21 protein-coding genes are annotated in these 22,624 nt (G+C 49.9%); 3 read left to right on the forward strand and 18 right to left on the reverse strand.

The features are described 5' to 3' along the window. Positions 1-49 precede the first annotated feature (49 nt). From P40081_RS27715 to P40081_RS27760, 10 genes are all read right to left on the reverse strand, one after another. A complete protein-coding gene (locus P40081_RS27715) occupies positions 50-1,321 on the reverse strand; it encodes an adenosylhomocysteinase (protein ID WP_042139393.1) in 1,272 nt (423 codons plus the stop codon). 24 nt (positions 1,322-1,345) lie between these two features. Next, positions 1,346-2,977 (reverse strand): bacillithiol biosynthesis cysteine-adding enzyme BshC, encoded by a 1,632-nt coding sequence (gene bshC, locus P40081_RS27720; RefSeq protein WP_042139394.1) that lies wholly within the window; start codon positions 2,975-2,977, stop codon positions 1,346-1,348. A 187-nt stretch (positions 2,978-3,164) separates the two neighbouring features. Continuing rightward, positions 3,165-4,085, reverse strand: a complete 921-nt coding sequence (locus P40081_RS27725) for an ABC transporter ATP-binding protein (RefSeq protein ID WP_042139395.1) — start codon at positions 4,083-4,085, stop codon at positions 3,165-3,167. Beyond that, positions 4,082-5,077, reverse strand: a complete 996-nt coding sequence (locus tag P40081_RS27730; protein WP_042141541.1) for an ABC transporter ATP-binding protein — start codon at positions 5,075-5,077, stop codon at positions 4,082-4,084. The genes P40081_RS27725 and P40081_RS27730 overlap by 4 nt, the downstream gene beginning before the upstream one ends. Before the next feature lie 14 nt (positions 5,078-5,091). Further along, a complete protein-coding gene (locus P40081_RS27735) occupies positions 5,092-6,039 on the reverse strand; it encodes an ABC transporter permease (protein ID WP_042139397.1) in 948 nt (315 codons plus the stop codon). Positions 6,040-6,042: 3 nt separating this feature from the next. Then, complete coding sequence (locus P40081_RS27740) at positions 6,043-6,975, reverse strand: ABC transporter permease (protein WP_039304450.1); 933 nt, start codon at positions 6,973-6,975, stop codon at positions 6,043-6,045. A 227-nt stretch (positions 6,976-7,202) separates the two neighbouring features. After that, the gene (locus tag P40081_RS27745) at positions 7,203-8,927 is read right to left on the reverse strand and encodes a peptide ABC transporter substrate-binding protein (RefSeq protein ID WP_042139399.1); all 1,725 of its coding nucleotides are present in this window, start codon (positions 8,925-8,927) and stop codon (positions 7,203-7,205) included. A 150-nt stretch (positions 8,928-9,077) separates the two neighbouring features. Further along, positions 9,078-9,437, reverse strand: coding sequence for a DUF3397 domain-containing protein (locus tag P40081_RS27750; protein WP_305954203.1), 360 nt, complete (start codon positions 9,435-9,437; stop codon positions 9,078-9,080). A gap of 33 nt (positions 9,438-9,470) precedes the next feature. Next, a complete protein-coding gene (locus tag P40081_RS27755) occupies positions 9,471-10,451 on the reverse strand; it encodes a ketopantoate reductase family protein (RefSeq protein WP_042139401.1) in 981 nt (326 codons plus the stop codon). A gap of 132 nt (positions 10,452-10,583) precedes the next feature. Then, entirely contained in the window at positions 10,584-11,231 is a 648-nt protein-coding gene (locus P40081_RS27760) for an RsfA family transcriptional regulator (protein WP_039304213.1), read from the reverse strand. A gap of 347 nt (positions 11,232-11,578) precedes the next feature. Between P40081_RS27760 and P40081_RS27765 the strand changes: the two genes are divergently transcribed. Next, entirely contained in the window at positions 11,579-11,815 is a 237-nt protein-coding gene (locus P40081_RS27765; protein ID WP_039304209.1) for a DUF2626 domain-containing protein, read from the forward strand. Between the two features lie 206 nt (positions 11,816-12,021). Beyond that, positions 12,022-13,152 carry a hypothetical protein gene (locus P40081_RS27770; protein ID WP_052422050.1) on the forward strand — a complete coding sequence of 377 codons (1,131 nt, stop codon included), beginning with the start codon at positions 12,022-12,024 and terminating at the stop codon, positions 13,150-13,152. Here the strand turns inward: P40081_RS27770 and P40081_RS27775 are convergent. Further along, entirely contained in the window at positions 13,144-14,376 is a 1,233-nt protein-coding gene (locus tag P40081_RS27775; RefSeq protein WP_042139402.1) for an extracellular solute-binding protein, read from the reverse strand. The two genes, P40081_RS27770 and P40081_RS27775, sit on opposite strands and share 9 nt — an antisense overlap. A 486-nt stretch (positions 14,377-14,862) precedes the next feature. Next, the gene (locus P40081_RS27780; RefSeq protein WP_039304201.1) at positions 14,863-16,194 is read right to left on the reverse strand and encodes a PhoH family protein; all 1,332 of its coding nucleotides are present in this window, start codon (positions 16,192-16,194) and stop codon (positions 14,863-14,865) included. Positions 16,195-16,299: 105 nt separating this feature from the next. Here P40081_RS27780 and P40081_RS27785 point away from each other — a divergent pair, with 105 nt between their 5' ends. Further along, positions 16,300-16,872, forward strand: a complete 573-nt coding sequence (locus P40081_RS27785; protein ID WP_042139403.1) for a YhcN/YlaJ family sporulation lipoprotein — start codon at positions 16,300-16,302, stop codon at positions 16,870-16,872. A 61-nt stretch (positions 16,873-16,933) separates the two neighbouring features. Here the strand turns inward: P40081_RS27785 and P40081_RS27790 are convergent, their stop codons facing one another. From P40081_RS27790 to P40081_RS27815, 6 genes are all read right to left on the reverse strand, one after another. Then, complete coding sequence (locus P40081_RS27790; RefSeq protein WP_042139404.1) at positions 16,934-17,386, reverse strand: PNPOx family protein; 453 nt, start codon at positions 17,384-17,386, stop codon at positions 16,934-16,936. Positions 17,387-17,477: 91 nt separating this feature from the next. Beyond that, positions 17,478-18,599 carry an LCP family protein gene (locus P40081_RS27795; protein WP_042139405.1) on the reverse strand — a complete coding sequence of 374 codons (1,122 nt, stop codon included), beginning with the start codon at positions 18,597-18,599 and terminating at the stop codon, positions 17,478-17,480. An 82-nt stretch (positions 18,600-18,681) separates the two neighbouring features. Continuing rightward, positions 18,682-18,978, reverse strand: coding sequence for a YlaH-like family protein (locus P40081_RS27800; RefSeq protein ID WP_042139406.1), 297 nt, complete (start codon positions 18,976-18,978; stop codon positions 18,682-18,684). Positions 18,979-19,138: 160 nt separating this feature from the next. Beyond that, positions 19,139-20,983 carry a translational GTPase TypA gene (gene typA, locus P40081_RS27805; protein ID WP_039304185.1) on the reverse strand — a complete coding sequence of 615 codons (1,845 nt, stop codon included), beginning with the start codon at positions 20,981-20,983 and terminating at the stop codon, positions 19,139-19,141. A 255-nt stretch (positions 20,984-21,238) separates the two neighbouring features. Further along, on the reverse strand, positions 21,239-21,751 hold the full coding sequence (locus P40081_RS27810) for a hypothetical protein (protein WP_042139407.1): 513 nt from the start codon (positions 21,749-21,751) through the stop codon (positions 21,239-21,241). Between the two features lie 170 nt (positions 21,752-21,921). Continuing rightward, on the reverse strand, positions 21,922-22,581 hold the full coding sequence (locus tag P40081_RS27815; protein WP_042139408.1) for a TerC family protein: 660 nt from the start codon (positions 22,579-22,581) through the stop codon (positions 21,922-21,924). Positions 22,582-22,624: the final 43 nt, after the last annotated feature.

The following is a 22,624-nucleotide window of genomic DNA, read 5'->3' on the forward strand; positions in this document are numbered from 1 at the left end:
TAAAAACCCGGGCCAGTTGATTGGCTCCGGGCTCTTGCAGATCCATTCTTTAGTCGTTCAGATTCCAGCTGTCCAGGTAGTCCACCTGTGCCTGCGTCAGGCTGTCAATGGCGATTCCCAGACTCTCCAGCTTATAACGCGCAACCTGCTCATCAAGCTCATACGGAACATTCTCCACCTTGACGCCGATATCTTTATAATTATCATTCACATATTTGAGGGATAAGGCCTGCAGCGCAAAGGTGGTATCCATAATTTCTGCCGGATGGCCATCGGCTGCGCCCAGGTTCACCAGACGTCCTTCAGCCAGCAGGTACAGCTTGCGTCCATCCTTCAGCAGATACTCTTCAATATTCTTCCGCACCGTCCGCTGGGAGGTGGAGCGTTCAGCCAGCTCCGGCTTGTTCACTTCAACATCGAAGTGTCCGGCATTGCAGAGGATCGCACCATCCTTCATGACATCATAATGCTCGCCGCGGATAACATACCGGTTGCCGGTAACGGTTACGAAGAAGTCGCCGCGCTTCGCTGCTTCCAGCATTGGCATCACATGGAATCCGTCCATGTGGGCTTCTACGGCCTTAATCGCATCCACTTCAGTAACAATCACGTTCGCTCCGAGACCCTTGGCCCGCATCGCTACACCTTTACCGCACCAGCCGTAGCCCACTACAACCACTGTCTTGCCGGCCACAATCAGGTTGGTTGTGCGAACAATGCCGTCCCATGCCGATTGGCCTGTGCCATAGCGGTTATCGAACAAATATTTACAATAGGCGTCATTTACAGCCACCATCGGGAACTTCAGCATGCCTTGCTTCTGCAGCGCCTTCAGCCGGATAATTCCTGTAGTTGTTTCTTCAGCGCCGCCGCGGACATTCTCCATCAGGTCAGGACGCTCGGAATGCAGCAGTGTGGCGAAATCTCCGCCGTCATCGATAATCAGATCCGGCTTGCTCTCCAGCGCCTTGATGTTCAGCGCCTTGAATTCTTCGGGTGACGGATTATATTTGGCGAACACGGTGATGCCGTCCTCAACTAATGCGGCACACACATCATCCTGTGTGGACAGCGGGTTCGAGCCGGTAATCGTAACTTCGGCACCGCCAGCCTGTACCACCTTAGCCAGGTAAGCGGTCTTGGCTTCCAGGTGAAGCGTGATCGATACCTTAAGGCCCTTGAACGGCTGCTCCGCTTCGAACTGCTCACGGATACGGTTCAGTACCGGCATATGCTGGCGAACCCAGTCGATTTTGAGATGCCCCTCGGGCGCGAGCGACATATCGGTTACGATACTATTTTCCTTGGACAAAGAACTCATGTTATAACCTCCTATAATATATTCCTACATACAAATAATGCGGTGTGTTCCGCTGTAATCGGCGGGTACGGCCATTAGTTCCTCCAGCCAGCCCGGACCGTAACGGTTCAGATAATACATCATATTATATACTCTCTCCTGCAGTTTACCCAGAGGCATAACGGACAGCTCAATCCGTTCCCACTGCCGCAGCGCCGCCTCATTCTGCTTCTCCATCGCATCCAGTGCTTTGCCCTGCAGGAAGGAGATCTGATCCATAATCTTGTCCTTGTTACTGTTCCCCAGCTTCAGCAGACCTGCCTGAATTCCGCCAAGCTGCTCAATCAGCGGCTCGTACATCGCGGAGAATGCGGCCTTAGTCTGTTCAAACCGTTCTTCAATCTTCAGCTCATCCTGCGCCGTTAACCACTCTTTGCGTTTATCATCCAGACCAAGACGTACATCCGTGAAGGACAGTCCGTATTTATCCATATGCTTGTGAAGCGTTCCCTCTATGACTGTAAAAGACATGCGCGGAATAATCAGCGGCATTTGTCCGCCCATCACCTTAAAGGCCTGATGCGGAATCGCCCAGTAAGCCATTTCTCCTTGTCCCAGCACCGTAGCCAGCACTGGCAGTACATAGTCCTGCATCAAAGGACGCGTCAGCACGTTGTTGCTGAACCGCTCAGGATGGCTCTCCAGCAGCTCCAGCAGCTCTGTACGGGAAAAAGATACCACGGATTTCCGGTCTGCGAATCTGTCCCCCTCCTTATGCAGCAGAAGCCGTGCGCCCTCATGTATATAAAAGAGGTTGGCATTCCCGGGTGTCACATCCGCCTGCAGCACGTATCCGCCCGCAGCAATACGATCAGCCGCTGCGGTGTAGGCAGCCTCGAGCTCGTCATTGCGCTCGATCATTGCAGCAAACATTGGCATTTCAAGTCTGCGCAGCGCGGAATCGGCAGAATCCAGCAGAATCAGCCCGTATTGCCCAAACAGAGAACCCATCAGCTTGGCAAAAGCGGCAGTCATATTGTCCGCACCCAGCGAAGCTGCTGTGACAAACTCCATAACCTGCGGCTTGAATTCGCTATCCTGCAGCAGTCCGTCCAGCTGCCCTATTGCCTGAAGCCAGCTCTCTGCTTCCACCTTGATTTCACTGACAGAAGAACGCGGACCTTCGCCTTTATCCAGCTTAATCCGCGTAATTTCGCCCGTCCGGTTCAGTACATAGGTATGATTGACTTCATCCCAGTCATGATCTTCACCGGCAATCCAGAACAGCGGAACAACGGGGCGCCCAAGCTGGGCTGCCGCTTCCCGCGCAGCCTGAATTGCAGTAATAGCCTTATATACTACAAAGAGCGGACCTGTGAATAAACCGCTCTGCTGGCCGCCTGTGACCACCAGCGTATCCGGCTGCTCCAATAAGTCAAGGGAGCGCATTACCGCTTCATGGGCATTATGCTCTCTGTTATAGCTGCGTAAGTATGAAACAACCGCGGTACGGTCTGCACGGAGCCCTGCCGTTCCATCAAGCCATTCTGCGCGCTTAACCCGGCTCTCCCGGTTGCGGAAATCACCGCCGTACAAATGTCCTACAGTTTCATATTGATGTATATAGTCACTGGCGAGCGCAGATCCGCCAGGAAGTGGTTCCGGTACAACATTCATATGCAATTGCCTCCTGTTCTACTATAACCTGCTGTATGTAATCATAAATCGGTAAACCCTTTATGATTGTATCCAAAGTTGGGTGCGGCGTCAAAGAAAGAAGCGCCGCCATGCAGCTGCACTTGCATGAATTGAAAGAATAGGCGAGAGCTGAACGCTCCCGCCTACGGTTATAATGCTGTTAATTTTAAGCGAATTGTTTAGCGACGAAATGTCCCTTGGACACTTCGACCAATTCATAATCGCTATCATTGGTTTTTTCATTTGCACTATAAATTGGGCTGCCCAGCTCATCATGCAGATGAATGCGTTTTTTGTTCGCTTCCACTTCCGGATCCGGAACCGGAATCGCTGAGAGCAGCGACTTGGTGTACGGATGGATCGGGTTAGCGTACAATTCTTCGCTTTCCGCGAGTTCAACCATTTTGCCCAGGTACATAACCGCTACACGGTCACTGATATGCTTAACCATGGACAGGTCATGCGCGATGAAGAGATAAGTAAGTCCGAGGCGGTCCTGAAGTTCTTTGAGCAGGTTGACTACCTGTGCCTGAATTGACACGTCCAGTGCGGAGATCGGCTCATCGCAGACGATGAACTTAGGATTAACCGCAAGGGAACGGGCAATACCGATACGCTGGCGTTGGCCGCCTGAGAATTCATGCGGATAACGGGTTGCATGATCATGGTTAAGACCAACCATGTCCAGCAGCTCTTCAATCCGTTTCTTGCGTTCAAGACGGCTTCCCGCAAGATTGTGAATGTCCAGTGCTTCACCAATGATATCCGAAACCGTGAACCGCGGGTTAAGCGATGCATACGGATCCTGGAAGATCATTTGCATATCACGGCGCATAGCCTTCATCTTGCTGCCGGACAATTTGTAGATATCTGTACCATTGTATTTCACGCTTCCTGCAGTCGGCTCGTACAAGCGGAGAACCGTACGGCCTGCAGTAGTCTTACCGCAACCGGACTCCCCTACCATACCCAGGGTTTCGCCTTCGCGAATCGAGAAATTAATATTATCAACAGCCTTAAGAACTCTTCCCTTGCCTACATTGAAATACTTCTTAAGACCTTCTACTTCAATCAGATTCTTACTCAAACGAACTGCACCTCCTTGGCCATCGAATGCAGATTCCAGCAGCGCGCCATATGCGTTTCGCTGAACTCTGTGGCGCCGGGATCGATCTGTTCGCAGACATGCATTGCTTCGCTGCAACGCGCTGTGAACGGGCAACCGACCGGCGGCTTAATTAGATCCGGGGGAGTACCGATGATCGGAATCAGCGGCTCACCCTTCTTTTGGTCAAGACGCGGCATCGACCGCAAAAGACCTTTGGTGTAAGGATGCTGGGGATTCTTGAAAATCTCCCAGCGTGTCCCTGTTTCGACCACTTCACCAGCATACATTACGATGACCCGGTCACACATGCCGGCAACCACGCCGAGATCATGTGTAATCAGGATGATGGAGGTCCCTAGTCTTTGCTGCATCTCTTTCATAACTTCCATGATTTGCGCCTGAATGGTTACGTCAAGCGCCGTTGTCGGCTCATCCGCAATCAGGAGAGCCGGGCGGCAGGCCAGAGCAATGGCAATCATTACGCGTTGGCGCATCCCGCCGGAGAATTCGTGGGGATATTGGTTAAAGCGAGCCTCCGCATTTTTAATGCCTACTAATTGCAGCATTTCAATACCTTGCTGTTTCGCTTCGGCCGCTGACATATTCTGATGTTTGATCAAAACTTCGGTTATCTGTTTGCCCACTTTGATAGTTGGGTTCAAAGAAGTCATCGGGTCTTGAAATATCATGCCAATATCTTTGCCGCGAATCGATTCCATTTGTTTCATGCTAAGGTCCAGCAGATTCTTTCCTTGAAAAACAATCTCGCCTTGCTTCACTTTGGAGAGCGGGGCAGGCAGCAGCCGCATAATTGACTGTGCAGTGACACTTTTGCCGCTGCCGGATTCACCGACAATGGCTACGGTCTCGCCTTTGCCTACTTCAAAGTTCATACCGCGTACAGCCTGAACTTCTCCGCCTTTTACAAAAAAGGAAACTTGCAAATCCTTGACTTGCAGAATGGGTTCCATCATTGTTCACCTCCTTATTTCTTCAGCTTAGGATCCAGTGCATCACGGAGACCGTCACCAAAAATATTAAAGGAAAGCATGGTCAAGCTGATCAGGATAGCCGGGAACAGGAAACGCCACGGATAATAAAGCCAGCCAGTCAGTGAATCATTGATCATCGATCCGAGGGAAGCTACAGGAGCCTGTACACCAAGTCCGAGGAAACTCAGGAACGCTTCAGCAAAGATGGCATTTGGTACAGACAGTGTAATGGTTACGATAATCGGACCTACCGCATTCGGCAAAAGGTGTTTGAACAACAGTCTTTTGGACCCTGCACCCATCGAACGCGAAGCCAGAACAAACTCACGGTTCTTCAGCTGCATAATCTCGCCGCGGACAATCCAGGACATGGTAATCCAGCCCGTTATCGTCAGCGCAAGGATGATCGTTCCAAGGCTTGGTTCAAGCACAACCAGGAGCAGGATAACAACCAGCAGGTAAGGAATGGAGTAAAGAATTTCAGATACCTTGTTCATGATATTGTCTACACGTCCACCGAAGTAACCCATGATTCCGCCGTAGATAACCCCGATCAAAAGGTCAATGGCAGCGGCAGCCAGGCCGACAATCAGTGAGATACGTGCACCGTACCAGGTACGGACAAAGATATCGCGTCCCAGATCATCTGTACCAAACCAGTGCTCGGATGAAGGAGGCTTGTTGGTACTGAGCAAATCATTTGAGTAGTAATTGTACTTTGAGAACAACGGAGCGATAAGCGCCGCAAGGATAATCAGTCCAAGAATACCCAGTGCTGTCATTGCCATTTTGTTCTGGCGCAGACGTTCCCAGGAATCCCGCCAGGCAGACAAACTTTCGCGCTGAATGACTTCAGCTTGCCGCTCATCAATTCCGATTTTACGGAAATCTTCCGGTTTCAGGTTCGCATCCTGCGATACCAATTTTTTGTCAGAAGCCAATCTTTAGCCCTCCTTTCCACCACTTAGTTTGATACGCGGATCTACAAACACATAAGCAATATCCGTGATAAAGCGTGCTAGCATGAGCAATACGCCGTAGAAGATCGTAATCCCCATAATAACGGTATAGTCACGCACACCAATCGCTTCGACGAATTGCTTACCGATACCGCCGACACCGAAGATCTGCTCGATAACTACAGAACCTGTTACGATGTTAGCCGTCATAGGTCCCATATAAGTTACAACCGGCAGAATTCCGTTCCGCAGTACGTGACGGCTTAGGATTGCTGCCCAGCTTAGGCCTTTGGCCTTAGCCGTCTTGATGTAATCTGCATGCAGCACTTCCAGCATACTTGAGCGCGTTAGCCTCGCTATAAAGGCTATCGGCTGTGCCGAGAGTGCGGTTACAGGTAAGACATAATACAGCGGACCCTTAAATCCGGAAACCGGGAACATGTGGAACTTGTAGGCAAACACATACTGAAGCAGCGAGGCGACTACAAAGCTCGGAACCGCAATTCCCAGCACCGCCAGCACCATAGCCGCACTGTCAATAAACTTGCGGTGATAGAGTGCCGCCATCATGCCGAGAAAGACTCCGACAATAACCGACACAATAATTGCGATAACCCCCAGCTTTAGAGACGCCGAGAACGTTTGTCCGATCAAGTGAGTTACATCCTGATTCAGACGCTTCATGGATACACCCAGATCACCCTGGACAATTTCACCCAAATACTTGAAATACTGATGATAGAGCGGCTTGTCCAGTCCATATTGCTCGTATAAACGCGCTTTTATTTCCGGCGGAACTTTCTTTTCAGAAGTAAACGGGTCCCCCGGAATGGCTTTCATCAGAAAAAAGGTCGCTGAAATTAGCACAAACAGCGAGACAAGCATATAGAAGAACTTATTGGCAACATAACGAACCATCCCCATCAACACCTCCTTCGACATTTTTTTGAGACACATAATTAGATTTTATGAAAAAAATGGCCATTTGTCTAATTTCTTATTTTGTAAGTTCGTGAAATCTTTAACAAAAAGCCTGAAATGCAAAAAAAAGGGATATATATGGAATTCCACATATATATCCCGAAGTATATTGCTACCTTCAGACAACCACTATTCAGTTAAGCTAACCGAAGGTTCTACAATTCTTAGTGCTCAAGCAGGTAAGCACGAGTGAAGTCAATTGCACCGCTGAAGTCAAGAGTTACACCTTTGAGGTACTCTTTAGTCAGGGAGTTGTTTGTGTAGTAGTAGAACGGAATCAGGATCATATCATCTTCAATGATCATTTTTTCAGCTTTAGCAAACATTTCTTGACGTGCTGCCAAGTCGGAGCTTGCTTTAGCGTCAGCGATCAGCTTGTCATATTCAGGGTTAGCGTAACCAGTATCGTTGTTACCGCCGCCTGTTACCCACATATCCAGGAAGGTCATTGGATCATTGTAATCCGCAGTCCAGCCAGCACGTGCGATCTGGTAGTTCAGGTTTTGACGGTTGTCGATGAATACTGCCCATTCCTGGTTAACAGTGTTTACAGTGATACCCAGAGCTTGTTTCCACATGTCAGCTACAGCCAAAGCGATTTTCTTGTGGCCTTCACTTGTGTTGTAAGACAATTCAACCGGTGGCAGTTCAGTCAGACCTTCTTCTGCCAGACCTTCAGCCAGCAATTTCTTAGCTGCTTCAGTATCTTCTGTGAAGTAGTCGTCTTTAATTGCAGTACGGAACTCGCCGTCAGCGCCAGCGATACCTGGAGGTACATAGCCGTATGCCGGAATTTGTCCGCCCAGTGTTACGTTGTCGATCAGCGATTGGCGGTTAACAGTCATTGCCAGGGCTTTACGGATTTTAACGTTGTCGAAAGGTTTTTCAGTGATGTTGAATTCATAGTAGTAGGTACTTGCGATACCTTTTCTCTGGAATTCGTTAGGAAGCTCTTTTTGTACGATAGGAATCTGTTCTTGCGGGATTTCGCCGTGTGGTGCACCAGCGCGGTCAAGTTCACCGTTCTTGTAGCTCAGCAGTTCAGTTGCACCGCTGTTAACCAGGGAGAAGTCGATTTTAGCAAGCTTGATGTTAGCAGCATCCCAATATTTATCGTTCTTGCTTACTTGCAGGGATTGGCCGGTAGTCCACTCAGTCAATGTGAACGCACCGTTAGTGATCATAGTATCTTTGTTTGTTGCCCATTTAGTATTACCCTCAACGGATTTGTGTACAGGGTAATAAGTATAGAAGGACAGAAGGCCAAGGAAGTATGGAGTTGGTGCTTTCAGCGTAACTTCAAGAGTTTTCGCATCAACAGCTTTTACGCCCACTTCGTTGAAATCTGTAACTTTCTTTCCATAATATTCTTCAGCGTTCTTCAGGTAGTACAATTGGTAAGCATAAGGTGCAGTTGGATCTGTGTTAGGATCCAGCACGATTTTCCAGGCGCGAACGAAGTCAGCAGCTTCTACAGGGTCGCCGTTGCTCCATTGTGCATCACGCAGTTTGAATGTATATACCAGACCGTCAGGGGAAATCTCCCAAGATTCGGCAATTCCCGGCTCAGCTTGGCCAGTTTCATCATTCATGCGGGTCAAACCTTCATACATAGTTTTCAGGACGGTATTAGCTTGGCTGTCCTGAGCTTGAGCAGGGTCAAAAGTAGGTGGTTCTGCAGTCAGGTTGACTCTAAGTGTCTGGTCAGCAGCCAGTTTCTCGTCACCAGTTGTTCCTGTGTTCGTGCTACCTTCATTACCAGCTGCATTTGTTGCTGCAGCATTGGTGCCGCTGTTAGCATTGTTATTGTTTCCGCCGCAGCCAGCAAGCACTGTGCCGATAACCAAAACTAATGCGAACATGAGCAATAGACTTTTACTCTTCTTCATCTAGCAGTTCCCCCTAAATAGAATGTGGTATATGGTTTATGATTATACAACCAGTGGTCAAAAAAATCTAGAGCAATATTTTCTGAAAACGACTTTTTTTTAATTCTTTAAAATTTTGTGACGTTGACGCTTCACCGGAGCAGTGGAACATTACATCGCTTGTGATATGTATCGTATGAGGCCTACAATCATAAATAATACGTAACTGGCACCCATAAAAAAGAAAGAAAGTCGCCAAACTGCCCGTAGTAACCGTTTTCCGTCGACCGATCCCTTGAGCCGGTTTTGCGCGCCTCCAATCAGTCCAGCGGATATTAATACAATAAGTAGTATAAGAAAGAACCCGAAATTCGAATGAAAGATCGTATTGAATAATCCTGAAACTGACAGCAATAAAAATAATGTAGTCACGTCCATCGCCAGCAAAAAAGTTTTTCTCTTCTCTTGCTTAAGACCAATGCCCGCGAAATAAACGATTAAAAAAGGAACAATCGGAATAACGCTTAACACGCCGAACGAATTCCGCAAAAATTCCAAACAGCCTCACCTCTCCCTCACAGTCATGCCCTCTACCAGTCCGCAGATCCAGCGGTGCAGCGGGACTTGAGCCCCCTGCTGCTGCCCCATATTCACAATGCTTCCGTTAATCCAGCGGATTTCCGTTTCCCTTGAAGCAAGCACATCGGCCAGCATAGATGAAATATTGCCCGATGTAGCCCGGCATACTTCAAGAATGGCCTCCCAGACATGCTTCTCATAGTTAATCCCGCAGGCATCATAGGTCTGTACGGCCTCTGTGTACAGTTCCTTCATGATCTGTACACGCTCAGGTGAAGCCAACAGCCCGCCGTTTGGGACCCGCCATATTGCGGTTAGAGGATTAATTACAGCATTGATCAAGAGCTTCCGGTAAATGATGGTATCCACTTCTTTCGACAGAGAGGCGTTGAATCCTGCTGCTGCAAGGGCCTCAGTAAAACTTATTACGCTGTCATGGTCCCAATCCTGTGCGTTTGATTCATTTTGACGTAGAGATTGACTGCTTTTCCCTATACAGATTTCCCCTTTACCTGCATGAATAACCTCTGTTAATGTTTTCCTCTTGGCAGCCTCAGTGGTTACCGCCACCCAGAGGGAGGATTCCGGCAGCAGCTCCTGCAGCAGTTCTAAATGTCCGCAGCCGTTCTGGAAACATATCAATGTAAGCTTCCGGTCATGAAGCGGCCGCAGAATCTCCGGAAGCTCATGATGCAGCACCGTTTGTTTGACGGTTAGCAATGTCACCTCTCCCGGATCAGCCAGCTGCCGCTGCGTATACTTACTCACCGGTTCGGCCGAGAAGCGGTCACCCTTAACGGATATCGCCTCCCCGCAGTCCTCATAGCTGACCGTTAGACCGCTGCTTGCTAATTCTCTGCACTGCTGCTCACTCCGGCACCACAGTCTGACCTCACTCCCCGCACTAATGAGCTTGCCGGCAAGCAGGAGCCCGAGCGCCCCCGCCCCTATAATATCAATTTTCATGCAAACACATCCTCCTGCCGCCCGGTAATTTTCCTAATTATATCCTGCACCTCAGCTCAAAGCAAAACACAAAAAATCCTGCAATGCCGGTGCCGTGAGGCACTGGGATGCAGGATTTGCGGGATTCATGTTCTATTCGATCCGTTCCAGGTTTCCATTCGCGTCCATTTTGAAGCGGGTTTTTTCCTCTTCTTCTTCATTTAGAAATGCGAGTCTGCGGGCCCGGTCCATAATCTGGATCAGCGCTTTGTAGTCATCATTGACTACACGGTAATCGCTCTGGGCTAGATTGACCTCCTTGGATAAGCGTTCATTCTCTGCTCTCAGCTCCGTCAGTTCATCTTCCTTCTCTCGCAAATCCCGCTCCAGCATCTTCAGCTGCCGCCCAGCCTCCTGGAACGTGCCTTTCCATTGTCTCAGAAACCGGATTACCGCATCAATCGATAAGCTGTTCTCGCTTAACCCTTCGCTTCGTCCGTAGTCCTCTTCAATGTCTCCAAGAATCAGTCCCGCTACCTGCGCACCTCTGGAAGCCGGCTGTTTCTTCAAATAACTTCGTTTCTGACGCTGGCCTTTAGCAATCCCGATAGCATCCTCGTAACTTTTGCGTACGCAACTGTTCCAGCGGAAACCGCAGGCAGCCGAGGTTCTGCCGATTTTTTCACCCACCTCTTCAAAAGCAGCAAGCTGTGTGCTGCCCTCACGGATATGACGCAGCGTTATTTCTGCCAATATCAGATCATCTTCCGCACTCCAAGCATCCTGTCTAACGGCTGTCATAAAGCCTAACCCTCCTAACAACATCATGAAATAACCATCTTCAGAACCGGCAGCTCTTGCCGGGTAGTGAATAAGGATAAAAGCTGCTTACTCCATTTCTATGCCTCTATTAGAGTTCATAGAATCTATTTGATACTAAATTGTATTGCCATTTTGGCTGAACATCATACTTACAATGCTATAAATTCTTAAATTCCAAGAGAAAAGCTTGTGTCAATTATAAAAATCATAAATATTATGATTTCCTGCCTTTTTTTTCAATGAATTCGTTTACAGTGTTTTGCAGAGCCGTTATAATGATAAATAAGCAGCAGTATCCGGATTCATACTGGAAGGGGGACTCTCTCTTGGACCGCATGTTTCGCGTATTGGGATTTTTCACACTCGTTATCGGACTTATGGCTTTCGCCGGTGATCTTACGGAAATGGCCCTGCTATTCTTTTTACAAACCGCTTTTTTTGTGATCCTCGGCTACATGAAATTCACGGAAAAGACCTACATTCTGCTCTTCTGGGGTTATATGATCCTGACCTTTACAGGCTTCAGTTATTGGACAGTCTTTCAGATGGGTCTGCCGCTGTAACGCATATACAGTACTGAAACGGATAGTGTTCCTTTATCTCAAGGAGCAACTCCGTTTTTTTTGTATGGGAATTTATATGTTTTCGCTGTAATTTTGTTTGTCCGAATGTAGTTCCCGGATGCCGAAACAGGGTATGATATTTTAACAGGCAGAAACATATTATTAGTACATACCTATTACTCAACTCTGTTCAAGGTGGTGATGTGGTGTTATTCCGCAGTTCCTTACGCCGGTTATTTGCAGCTCTACTCCTTCTCACCTGCACACTTCTGCCGCTGGCTTCACCGGTATATCTGTCCGCCGGCCCAGGTTCCGGCCTCAGTGCTTCAGCACCTGCCGTTCCGGATAATGAAGAAACCCGCAGGCTGCTCGAACAGACTCTGTCCTCAGCGGAGATTGAACGGGAGATTGTCCGGATTACGGCAGAACAACAAGCACTTGAAAGTGAAGTCGCCACGCTGACCCGGCAGTCTGCCGCCAAACAAACGGCCATTGCAGATCAGCAGGAACGCGCAGGCGCAGTTGTGCGGGCTTATTATATGGGGGAACGCGACGGATTGCTTGCAGCTTTACTGTCCGCCAAAAGCATCAGCAGAGTACTCGCTCTTTATGATTATTATGAGATTATTATGGGGCAGGACCGGGACACGCTGTCACAGTATGAAACACAATACAAGGATTTGAAAAAAACAATTGCGGCCGCACAGCGCAGCTCTGATGAGCTCGCCGGGCTCAAAACAGCGCTCCAGGAGCAGCAGAAGCGTGTGCTTGCTTTGAATGAAGAAATTGAGGGCGGTATTCAGGCCAGTACAGATCCTGAGCGCATGGGGGTACTGCTGGAGGAATTCAGTAAATATTGGGAGAATATCGGAATACATGAGGTTAAGACTTATTTCAAGGCGTTATCCTCGGCGATGAAGCATCTGCCGCAGTTCGTCCAGAACCGGGACGGTGTGCTGGTCCGTAAGGGGATGACTTATAATCTTGCGCTGAAGGAAGAGGATTTGAACGAATTCCTGGTCACGCAGAATACGCTGTTCAAGGATTTCGCTTTTCATTTCAAGGATAACGAGATTACAGCCACGGGGAAAAGCGGCGGACTGTCACTGACATTGACCGGTCATTACACCATTCAGGAGGAACCGGTCAACGGTTTAATGTTCCATGTGGACCATGTGGTCTTCAATGGACTGGAGCTGCCGGATACTACCCGTCAGGCGCTGGAGGAAGAGTTCGATCTGGGCTTCTATCCGTCAAAAATCGTCTCATTCCTGCATGCCACAGAAGTATCCAGCTCGGACGGCGTGCTCCATGTCAAGCTGTCCCTCTCATTCTGAGGCTGCGGCCGCTGCTTGATATCCTGCAGCATCCAGCTTGCCGGTCATGAGCAGCATTGCCGCTTCAGCCTTGCGGCTCCACTCGCCCTCAGAGTCTGACTCGGGGGCATTATCATCGGTGAGGAATAATCCGGAGTCGAACGGAAGCCGGGAGATTTCAGGCAATCCAGAGCGGTACAGCTCATCCAGTGCAGGCAGATGGTCTGTATTCTCCAGCCATTCCAGCTGAGCCGAGCTCGAGGTCACATAAGCAAGCCACTTGACCGCTGCCTCCGGGCTGCCGGATTGTGCCGGGAGCGCAAAAAAGCGGCTATGGATTGCCTCGTAGATGTTGTGGCCCGTCTGTTCCAGCGGCGCTTGGACCGCCAGCGTGGAGTTTCCATATTTTCTCCATTCGGAGAGCGGCACTACGGCCACCGCAAGCTTGCCATCCTGCAGCATATTCCAGATATCCTGATTAAACCGGCTGGTCAGATAAAAATATCCGCGGGCAGCTTCCGTCCAAGCCGCTTGCGCTTCACTCATAGACAGCAGTCCGCCTCCCATGCTCTGAAGTACAGCTGCATAACCATAAGGGTTCCGCGTATCCATTGCCAGCAAATAATGTTCCTTCGTCTCCTCCTCGTTCAGCCGGCTCAGCAGTCCGCTCCATTCTTCCAGACTTGACGGTGCCCCGGACAGCCCCCATTCCGCAAGCCGCTGCGGAGAATATACCATTACATAGGGATCGATATCGAGCGGAACGCCCCAGTCGTATCCGTTCCACTGCATTTGCGGGATCAGCATGGTAAGAGGGGTGCTCCCGGGAACACTCTGGTATATATCCACAGGCAGCAAATATCCCCGGGAAGCCAGATCAAAAATACTGTGGCCGTCCAGCATTACAATATCCGGACTATCCCCAACCGTCAGTTCCTCCCGTACCTGAGAGGCTCCATCTTCTTCAGTGTCCACATTGGTCAGTTGAACGCTGACCCCGCTCGACAGGCTGTAATTGTTGCTGATCCGCTGCAGTACGCCAAATTCCAAACTGCTGAGCGATACGCGGATGGTCAAGCTCTGCTCGTCCCCAAGCTCACCTGAAGGAGGGCGCTCCGATTGGTCCAGCGGCTGTCTGGGCGGATAGCTTCCCTCGTCTGTATCCAGCTCCATGCTGGGCGACAGGCTTGTCAGCGACAGCAGCAGAACAGCAAACAGCAGCCAATAGTTTTTGCGTCTCAGCACGTGCTTTTCTCTCCTCCCGTGATCCTCGTCTTCCTCATTTTAGCAGACATATACGTGCTTGTCTGCGTTTGTGAAAACGTTCTCTTTCTATTATATAGGTGTGAACGGCATGAGGGGGTGAGTCTGATGAACCGGTCGCCGGTTAGGCGGTATTCGCACCTGCGGTGAATATTTGGACTTCCGGCCGCTGTTGTCTCCAGATTTCTTCGATTGAACCGCTGTGCGCGGTTGAAATCCGGAGACAAAGGCGGACGCTCCCGCTCCTCCAGTTCCAAAATCCCCCTCCGGTGCTATCGCCTTTCCGCTCCAGCTATCTCAGAGATCCCCCTCCTGCCGTTCCGGGGGCGGGCAGACAAAAGCCGGGAGTGGTCATCTCCCGGCCGTGATTGTGCCAATCAACCGGCGGGCTGCCGATTGAAGAGCGGGTGCTGCCAGTTAAGCTTGCGGGCTGAAGCCCATTATGCCAGGCTGCGAAGAGCCTAAGGGCTACAGCAAATCTGCGGCCAGCTGAGCCAGATGCGAACGCTCACCCTTTTCAAGGGTAATATGGCCGCTGATGCCCTGCTGCTTAAATTTCTCAACGATATAGCTGAGCCCGTTGCTCGCGGCATCCAGATAAGGATGGTCGATTTGCTCCGGATCTCCCATCAGAATCACCTTACTGCCTTCACCGGCGCGGGAGACAATCGTCTTCACTTCATGCCGGGACAGGTTCTGCGCCTCATCGATGATGATGAACTGCGACGGAATGGAACGTCCGCGGATATAAGTGAGCGCCTCTACCTGGATGCTGCCCAGGCCCATCAATATTTTATCAATATCTCCGGCTTTTTTGGTATCGAACAGGAATTCGAGGTTATCATAGATCGGCTGCATCCATGGACGGAGCTTCTCGTCCTTCTCACCAGGTAAATACCCGATATCCTTACCCATCGGGACCACCGGACGGGCGATCAGCAGCTTCTTGTATTTATGTTCGTCCTCCACCTTGAACAGTCCGGCGGCAAGCGCCAGCAGCGTCTTCCCTGTACCCGCTTTACCGGTAATGGTCACCAGCGGAATATCATCATTCAGCAGCAGCTCAAGCGCCATCCGCTGCTGGGCATTCCGGGCGCTGATGCCCCACACCGCATCATTGCCGAGGTACAGCGGTTCGAGCCGGCTGGCATCGCTGTTCACCTTGAGCAGGGCCGATTTGCCGCTGCCAATCTCATCCTTCAGAATGACAAATTCATGAGGGTAGAGCGGGTAGGACAACGACAGCTGTTTGATGGACAAGAAACGGTGACTATAATATTCATCGATCAGCGAAGGATGCACCATCAGCGACTGGCAGCCGGAGTACAGCTCATTCAAATCTCCGGTGCGGTCGGATAAATAATCCTCCGGTGTTATGCCAAGCACATCCGCTTTGATGCGGACGAGTACATCTTTACTTACGAGTACCACAGGACTGGGATCAGCCTTTTCATTCTCCTCATGGAGATAATTGAGGGCAACAGCCAATATGCGGTTATCGTTCGAGACCTCACCGAACATTTCCTGTACCTTTACGAAGCTGCGGTGGTTAAGCTCTACCTTCAGCGTGCCTCCATGTTCCAGTACCACACCGCTGTGCAGGTGGCCCAGTTCCCGGAGTCCGTCTAACAAGCGTGACACGGTGCGGGCGTTGCGGCCGATTTCATCGGCATTACGCTTCTTGGAGTCGATTTCTTCCAGGACTACAGCAGGAATGACAACTTCATTCGCCTTGAAAGCAAAAATCGAATTGGGGTCGTGCAGTAGCACGTTAGTGTCTAGTACGAATATCTTTTTCATGTTATCCCCTCCACAGCGCCTGGTTTGATTGATCATACATAACTCTTTTCAGCAAGGGCAAGATAAGGTAAACCACTGAATTATGGCTGAAAGGAGTAAGCACATATGAGAAAATCAATGTGTCTGTTGCTGGTACTGCTGCTGCTGACAAGCTGCGGTATCGCTAATAAAGAGACATCACCCTCTCCTCAGGATAAACAATCATCAAAGGCCTTGAGCAGCCAGGGGAATCGCGGAGTACGGACATTGTCCGAAGATGGTACAGCCCTTGAACCTACACCAGAGAACGGACAACCTTCTGACGTTAAGGGCGAAAGCGATGTTGCACTTAAGGATCATTTTGAACAGTTAGCCAAAAGAGTTCCCGGTGTAAACGGAGCCCACTGTGTCGTAATGAACAACATTGCCGTTGTCGGCATTGATGTCGACGGATCGCTTACCCGCTCACGGGTCGGAAGCGTGAAATACACGGTAGCGGAAGCTATCCGCAAAGACCCGAGGGGTGTAAGAACGCTCGTTACTGCCGACATGGACCTCACCAGCAGGTTAGCCGAGATGGGAAAGCATATTACCAAAGGAAACCCGATATCCGGCTTTGCCTCAGAAATGGCCGACATTATCGGCCGGATCATCCCGCAGCTGCCGGAGGATACCAAACCGCAAGGCAACGGACAATAAGCTTGCACATTCCTGTACAAAGCACAGGATCTGGAGACAAAAAAAGCCTAGTGATGGCACACTAGGCTTTTTGCATGGCGGCAAATACTTGTCCGTCCAGCTTCTCAGCCGCACGTGCATCGTATACCTTCGCATATTTCGGAGCAGATTCCAGATGAGCACCATAGAACAGCGCATTGCGGACTGCTTCAATCTCAACATCAAAACAGCACATCTTAAAAGGAACATCCGGCAGCGGGTCCTGCTTCACAGAAGCACGGCCGTTGATGGCATGAACCGTTCCCTCACCAAACACAGTAATAGTTACCAGCGGGTTGACCTTCATGTTGTTCACAAGTCTCGAACGGTGATCTACCGATAAGCGCACAATAGAAGGGCTCACTGCATAGATCCAGGAAATCGCAGTAGATGTAGGACCACCTGATTCAGCATCCACAGTGTTTAGAAGAACAAAGGTTTCCGACTGCAGCATAGCTAGCAGTGTTTCGCCCAGCTGAGCAACGGCTTCGGACATAAGTACAGGCCCCCTATGCGGCGTGAGTGCATTCAATTTATTATATTATAGCACAGGATGAAACTTGCATTCAATTTGTAGATTCTTTTCCTTATGGACTGTCTGCGGCCGCAGAAGCAGCGGCACCGGAGAGGCCGGATATCTGGTCCTGAAGGCTTTGCTTGGCTGCGTCCAGTTCCTTATCGTCAATATATACATAGGGACTGCGCCAGGTTCCTGTCACCGGCACAAATTCTACATTCTCCTTAGATATATTCCAGTAAGTCGCTATCATGCTCTTGATCTGCGCATTCTCAATATCGCTTGCCAGATTATCGTCCACGGCATCCAGCACCTTGCCGATTTTGAGCACCCCTCCGAGTGACTGCATCTGCGCGATCAGCGAATTAAGCACTTCATTCTGGCGTTTATTGCGGTCAAAATCATCGGAAGGCTTCGTTGCCGGACTGCAATTGGATTTACGGTAACGTACATAATCAAGCGCCTTATCCCCGTTTAGCTGGGCTTGGCCTTTCTTGAGATTAATATCGGTTCCGTCCACACTGTCCGTGTAGCACATATTCTCGCTGATATTGACATCCACACCGCCGAATTCATCCACGATATCCCGGAAGCCCTGGAAATCAAGCACAGTGACATAATCGACCTGAATATCGAGATATTTGCTCATCATGGTCTTCATTTCATCCCCGGCCAGAATCCCAGAGGTCTTCTCCTTGCTCTTGAAGCGGGAGTAGAACGCATTGATTTTCGTTTTCTTATAGCCGCTAAGCTCTACGTAAGTATCGCGCGGCAGTGAGACTACGGTCGCCGATTGGGTCTCCGGGTTCAACGCCGCAACCATAATCACATCCGTCAGATTGGACGGGTGCTTCGGACGGTTGTCAGTGCCTAGCAGCAGCATCGTCAGCGGCTTCTCTGAAGCGGATTGCCCGGCCTGAACCGGCTGGTCCACTCCGAACCCTCCCTGATCAAACTTCCAGTACAAGTACCCTGCGTAGCCCAGCGCCGCAATTACGGCAACCAGGAGGATGATCAGCAGCAGTCTCATCAGCCGGGCGAAAAACCCGCGTTTCTTAGGCTTCTTCTTATTAGATTTGGTTGAGTTGGTTGATTTCTTTGATTTGGTCGAGGCAGCGGGTCTGGACTGCTGTCTGTTGGTTCCTTGCTGGCCGTTCGATCTGGGTGGCAGACTGCCCTTGCTTGTATTCATAATTGAATTAGGTCCTTTTCATTCAGGTAGAATTAGATAACTTTATAATAACTTAGACGATCCTGAGCACTAAAAGTTGCGCCTAGTGCCGTTTCGCCGCAGCTGCAGCTTTCCGCTTCTGCCGGGCCTCTACCAGGTAGCGGACCCGCACGAGCAGCATTAACCCTACCGCCACCAGCAGGCACTGGATGATCGGAAGCTTGTCATGCTGGAAGATGAGCAGCATCCCCGAGCCTATAGCCATCATAATATAAAGTACGATCTCTTTGCCGATGGGCAGCTTCTGGTTGACGCGAAATACACGGTTATACACATAAGTCAGTAGAATAAAGATGACAATGTAAGCGACAATTGGATGCTCAGCGAACCAGCTCTGCACAGCTCGTCACTCCTCCCGGATATAAGTATCGTTTACATTATATCATCCTCAGCGTTTTTATACTGCTTTTAATCCCTGCAATTTGAACGGTCTTCTGTCCGGGAAAATAAACAAGAAAAGCCGCCGGATTCTTCATCCGGCGGCTTGAATGGGTGACAGCTTACGCTTGGCTGGCTTGCGCCGCTTTACGCTGCTTCTCTACACGTTCGCGCTCACCCTTGTTCAGGATCTTTTTGCGCAGACGAACGGATTTAGGTGTAATTTCGCAATATTCATCATCATTCAGGTATTCAAGCGCGCCTTCCAGAGAGAACATACGCGGGGTCTTCATTTTAACAGTCTCATCCTTCGTTGCAGAACGAACGTTGGTCAGCTGTTTTTCCTTGCAGATATTTACAATGATGTCATTATCGCGGGTGTGCTCACCTACGATCATGCCTTCATAAATTTCAGTTCCTGGTTCCAGGAAGAGAATACCGCGGTCTTCTACGCCCATCATGCCATATAGAGTCGTATTGCCGGTTTCACTGGATACGAGTACGCCTTGGTGACGTCCGCCAACCTGTCCGCCAATCAGTGGAGCATAGCTGTCAAACGCATGGTTCATAACGCCATAACCGCGGGTCAGGGTCAGGAAGTAGGTGTTGTAACCAATCAGGCCACGTGCAGGAATCAGGAACTCCAGACGAACCTGGCCAGTACCATGATTGATCATGTTGACCATTTCTGCTTTGCGTGTTCCCAGACTTTCCATAACAGCGCCCATGCTTTCTTCCGGAACATCAATCATCAGGCGTTCAAGCGGCTCCATCTTGGCTCCGTCGATTTCCTTGACGATAACTTCAGGCTTGGAAACCTGCATTTCGTAACCTTCACGGCGCATATTCTCGATCAGGATACCCAGGTGAAGCTCACCACGGCCGGATACGACAAATGCATCAGGGGAATCCGTTTCATCTACACGCAAGCTGACATCCGTTTCCAGCTCTTTGAACAGACGTTCGCGCAGCTTACGGGAAGTTACCCACTTGCCTTCTTTACCGGCAAACGGACTGTTGTTCACGAGGAACGTCATTTGCATTGTAGGCTCGTCGATCTTAAGAACAGGCAGCGCTTCTGGATGCTGCGGATCGGCAATGGTCTCACCAATGTTGATATCTTTGATACCGGCAATTGCTACGATGTCGCCTGCACCCGCTTCTTCTGTCTCAACACGCTTCAGGCCCTGGAAACCGAACAGCTTCTCGATACGCGCTGTTTTGCTCTTGCCGTCACGCATGATAACAGTTACGGACTGGCCCTGCTTGATTACACCGCGGTTAACACGGCCAATGGCGATACGGCCAAGGTATTCATTGTAATCCATCAGAGTTACCAGGAACTGCAGGGGCTCTTCAACTTTTTCAGTTGGAGCCGGGATATGTTCAACAATGGTTTCGTAAAGGGCAAGCATCGTTTCATCCTGCTTCTCAGGGTCCATGCTCGATGTGCCGTTAAGCGCAGAAGCATAAACAACCGGGAATTCAAGCTGATCGTCACTGGCTTCAAGCTCAATGAACAGATCCAGAACTTCATCAATAACTTCCTTCGGACGTGCAGCCGGACGGTCAATTTTGTTCACGACAACGATAGGTGTAAGGTGCTGCTCCAGTGCTTTGCGCAGAACGAATTTAGTCTGCGGCATGCAGCCTTCATAAGCATCCACAACCAGCAGTACGCCGTCAACCATCTTCATGATACGTTCTACTTCACCGCCGAAATCGGCGTGTCCAGGGGTATCTACGATGTTGATCAGGAACTCTTTATAGGTAATTGCTGTATTTTTGGCTAGGATAGTGATTCCGCGTTCCCGCTCCAGGTCGTTAGAGTCCATGGCCCGTTCCTGCAAGTGCTCGTGCGCGCTGAAAATCCCTGATTGCTGGAGAAGCTGATCGACGAGTGTTGTTTTACCATGGTCAACGTGGGCAATGATCGCAATATTGCGAATATCTTTTCTTGAATGCATGATTTGTATCCAAATCCTCTCATTTATCAAATTAAAAATGTTTAAATTTATAGCATGTCACGGCAGTCTCACAAAAGAAGCGCCAGGCAGAAACCCGACGCTCCAACATATCCTTAATAGTATCGTGAAAGCACCATGAAAAGCAAGTCTTTTTCTGAAAAAAACGTTACCAACTTCGTTTAATTTTTCTAATTTTGCCTTACGTCAAATTCAGCGGTGTCCATTCCCTCAATCTGTGCCGTTTGCCTGGCTGTCTTACCAGCCGCCGTTCCACTTCTTGCGCCCGCCCGGTCTGCCCCGGCCCAGCATCAGCCAGAGGCCTGCGGCAACCAGAACGGCACCCAGCAGATACAAGGCTCCGGTCCCGAGCAGGGTGAAGATGAACAACACAATGCTTAGCAGCCCAAGGATAACAGCGGTTGTTGTTAGTCCTCTGGTTCTGGCTGAAGAATACAGCGAATATTCATAAAGTCCGACCGCAATGCCCAGCAGCAGGATAGGCCACAAATGCCTCATCAGGTCCCAGCCCCATGTATTGCATAGTCCAAATAGCAGACCGTATACCGTTAATATGCCCGCAGGTATCAATACAGATGCAGAAGCACGGCGGGTGAAGAAGAGCACATGCAGGAACAGGCCCGGAACCAGAATTACGAGCGGCCACAAGGCATGTCCAAGAAATCCGAACACCCCCAGCTTCCCGAACAGAATCACAATGCCGGCGGCGGCGATGAACACACCCAGTTTCATGTCGTTTTTGGAAGACATCTTTCACCCATCCCTTCAAAATTCGCGTCTTTTCTCTGGCCCTCGTCATTTTATATTTTATCTGAAAAATAATTAAAACACCATCATTCTTCGTGTATTCGGGGGAATTGCACAAAAAAGCTGCACCAAAGCTTTCCAGCTTTTGGCACAGCCTCTAGTATTGCCGCTTCTTATCCTGCAGATACCATCCTCCGCTTAAGCATACCTGTTACTACGACAAGAATCCCCAGCACCATCGGCAGCATGGAGTGGAATGTAGGCAGCATGAAGGAAATGACCGCACCAAATTTAGCATCCTGCAGCAGCATATTACCGGCCGTATACGCCAGAATATAGGCTCCGATGAAGACCAGCACCGGGAAACGGTGCAGCCAGCCCACGATGATGCCGCTTCCCCAGACCACAATCGGAATGCTGATGGCAATCCCGATTACGATGAGTGCCAGATCTCCTTTGGCCAAGCCTGCAATCGCCAGCACATTGTCCAGACTCATGATGAAATCGGCGAGCAGAATGGTGCGTACCGACTTCCATACACTGGAGCTCCCCTCAATCTTAAGTTCCCCCTCCTCCTCCAGCAGCAGCTTAAAGGAGATCCAGAGCAGCAGTATCGCGCCTCCGGCTTCAATATAAGGAATTTTGAGCAGCAGCACTGCGGCAAAAGTCAGGATGCAGCGCAGACCCACTGCCCCTGCAGCTCCCCACCATACCGCTTGCCTGCGGTGCTTCTCCGGGAGATTCTTGCTGGCCATCGCAATGACCATCGCGTTGTCTCCGCTCAGCACCAGATTGATCATCAGTATTTCACCCAGCAGCAATAAAGAATCCATTCTTTTCAACCTCCCTGAACTCCATGTAAATACATGTATGCCT

The sequence above is a fragment of the Paenibacillus sp. FSL P4-0081 genome, from assembly GCF_000758565.1.
Classification (GTDB): Bacteria; Bacillota; Bacilli; order Paenibacillales; family Paenibacillaceae; genus Paenibacillus_AQ; species Paenibacillus_AQ phytohabitans.

Excerpts from the sequence above, each read along its gene's own strand:
- P40081_RS27715 (WP_042139393.1), bottom strand. The coding sequence starts at position 1,321 with ATGAGTTCTTTGTCCAAGGAAAATAGTATCGTAACCGATATGTCGCTC.
- bshC (WP_042139394.1), bottom strand. The coding sequence starts at position 2,977 with ATGAATGTTGTACCGGAACCACTTCCTGGCGGATCTGCGCTCGCCAGT.
- P40081_RS27730 (WP_042141541.1), bottom strand. The coding sequence starts at position 5,077 with ATGGAACCCATTCTGCAAGTCAAGGATTTGCAAGTTTCCTTTTTTGTA.
- P40081_RS27740 (WP_039304450.1), bottom strand. The coding sequence starts at position 6,975 with ATGGTTCGTTATGTTGCCAATAAGTTCTTCTATATGCTTGTCTCGCTG.
- P40081_RS27745 (WP_042139399.1), bottom strand. The coding sequence starts at position 8,927 with ATGAAGAAGAGTAAAAGTCTATTGCTCATGTTCGCATTAGTTTTGGTT.
- P40081_RS27755 (WP_042139401.1), bottom strand. The coding sequence starts at position 10,451 with ATGAAAATTGATATTATAGGGGCGGGGGCGCTCGGGCTCCTGCTTGCC.
- P40081_RS27760 (WP_039304213.1), bottom strand. The coding sequence starts at position 11,231 with ATGACAGCCGTTAGACAGGATGCTTGGAGTGCGGAAGATGATCTGATA.
- P40081_RS27780 (WP_039304201.1), bottom strand. The coding sequence starts at position 16,194 with ATGAAAAAGATATTCGTACTAGACACTAACGTGCTACTGCACGACCCC.
- P40081_RS27785 (WP_042139403.1), top strand. The coding sequence starts at position 16,300 with ATGAGAAAATCAATGTGTCTGTTGCTGGTACTGCTGCTGCTGACAAGC.
- P40081_RS27790 (WP_042139404.1), bottom strand. The coding sequence starts at position 17,386 with ATGTCCGAAGCCGTTGCTCAGCTGGGCGAAACACTGCTAGCTATGCTG.
- P40081_RS27795 (WP_042139405.1), bottom strand. The coding sequence starts at position 18,599 with ATGAATACAAGCAAGGGCAGTCTGCCACCCAGATCGAACGGCCAGCAA.
- typA (WP_039304185.1), bottom strand. The coding sequence starts at position 20,983 with ATGCATTCAAGAAAAGATATTCGCAATATTGCGATCATTGCCCACGTT.
- P40081_RS27810 (WP_042139407.1), bottom strand. The coding sequence starts at position 21,751 with ATGTCTTCCAAAAACGACATGAAACTGGGTGTGTTCATCGCCGCCGCC.
- P40081_RS27815 (WP_042139408.1), bottom strand. The coding sequence starts at position 22,581 with ATGGATTCTTTATTGCTGCTGGGTGAAATACTGATGATCAATCTGGTG.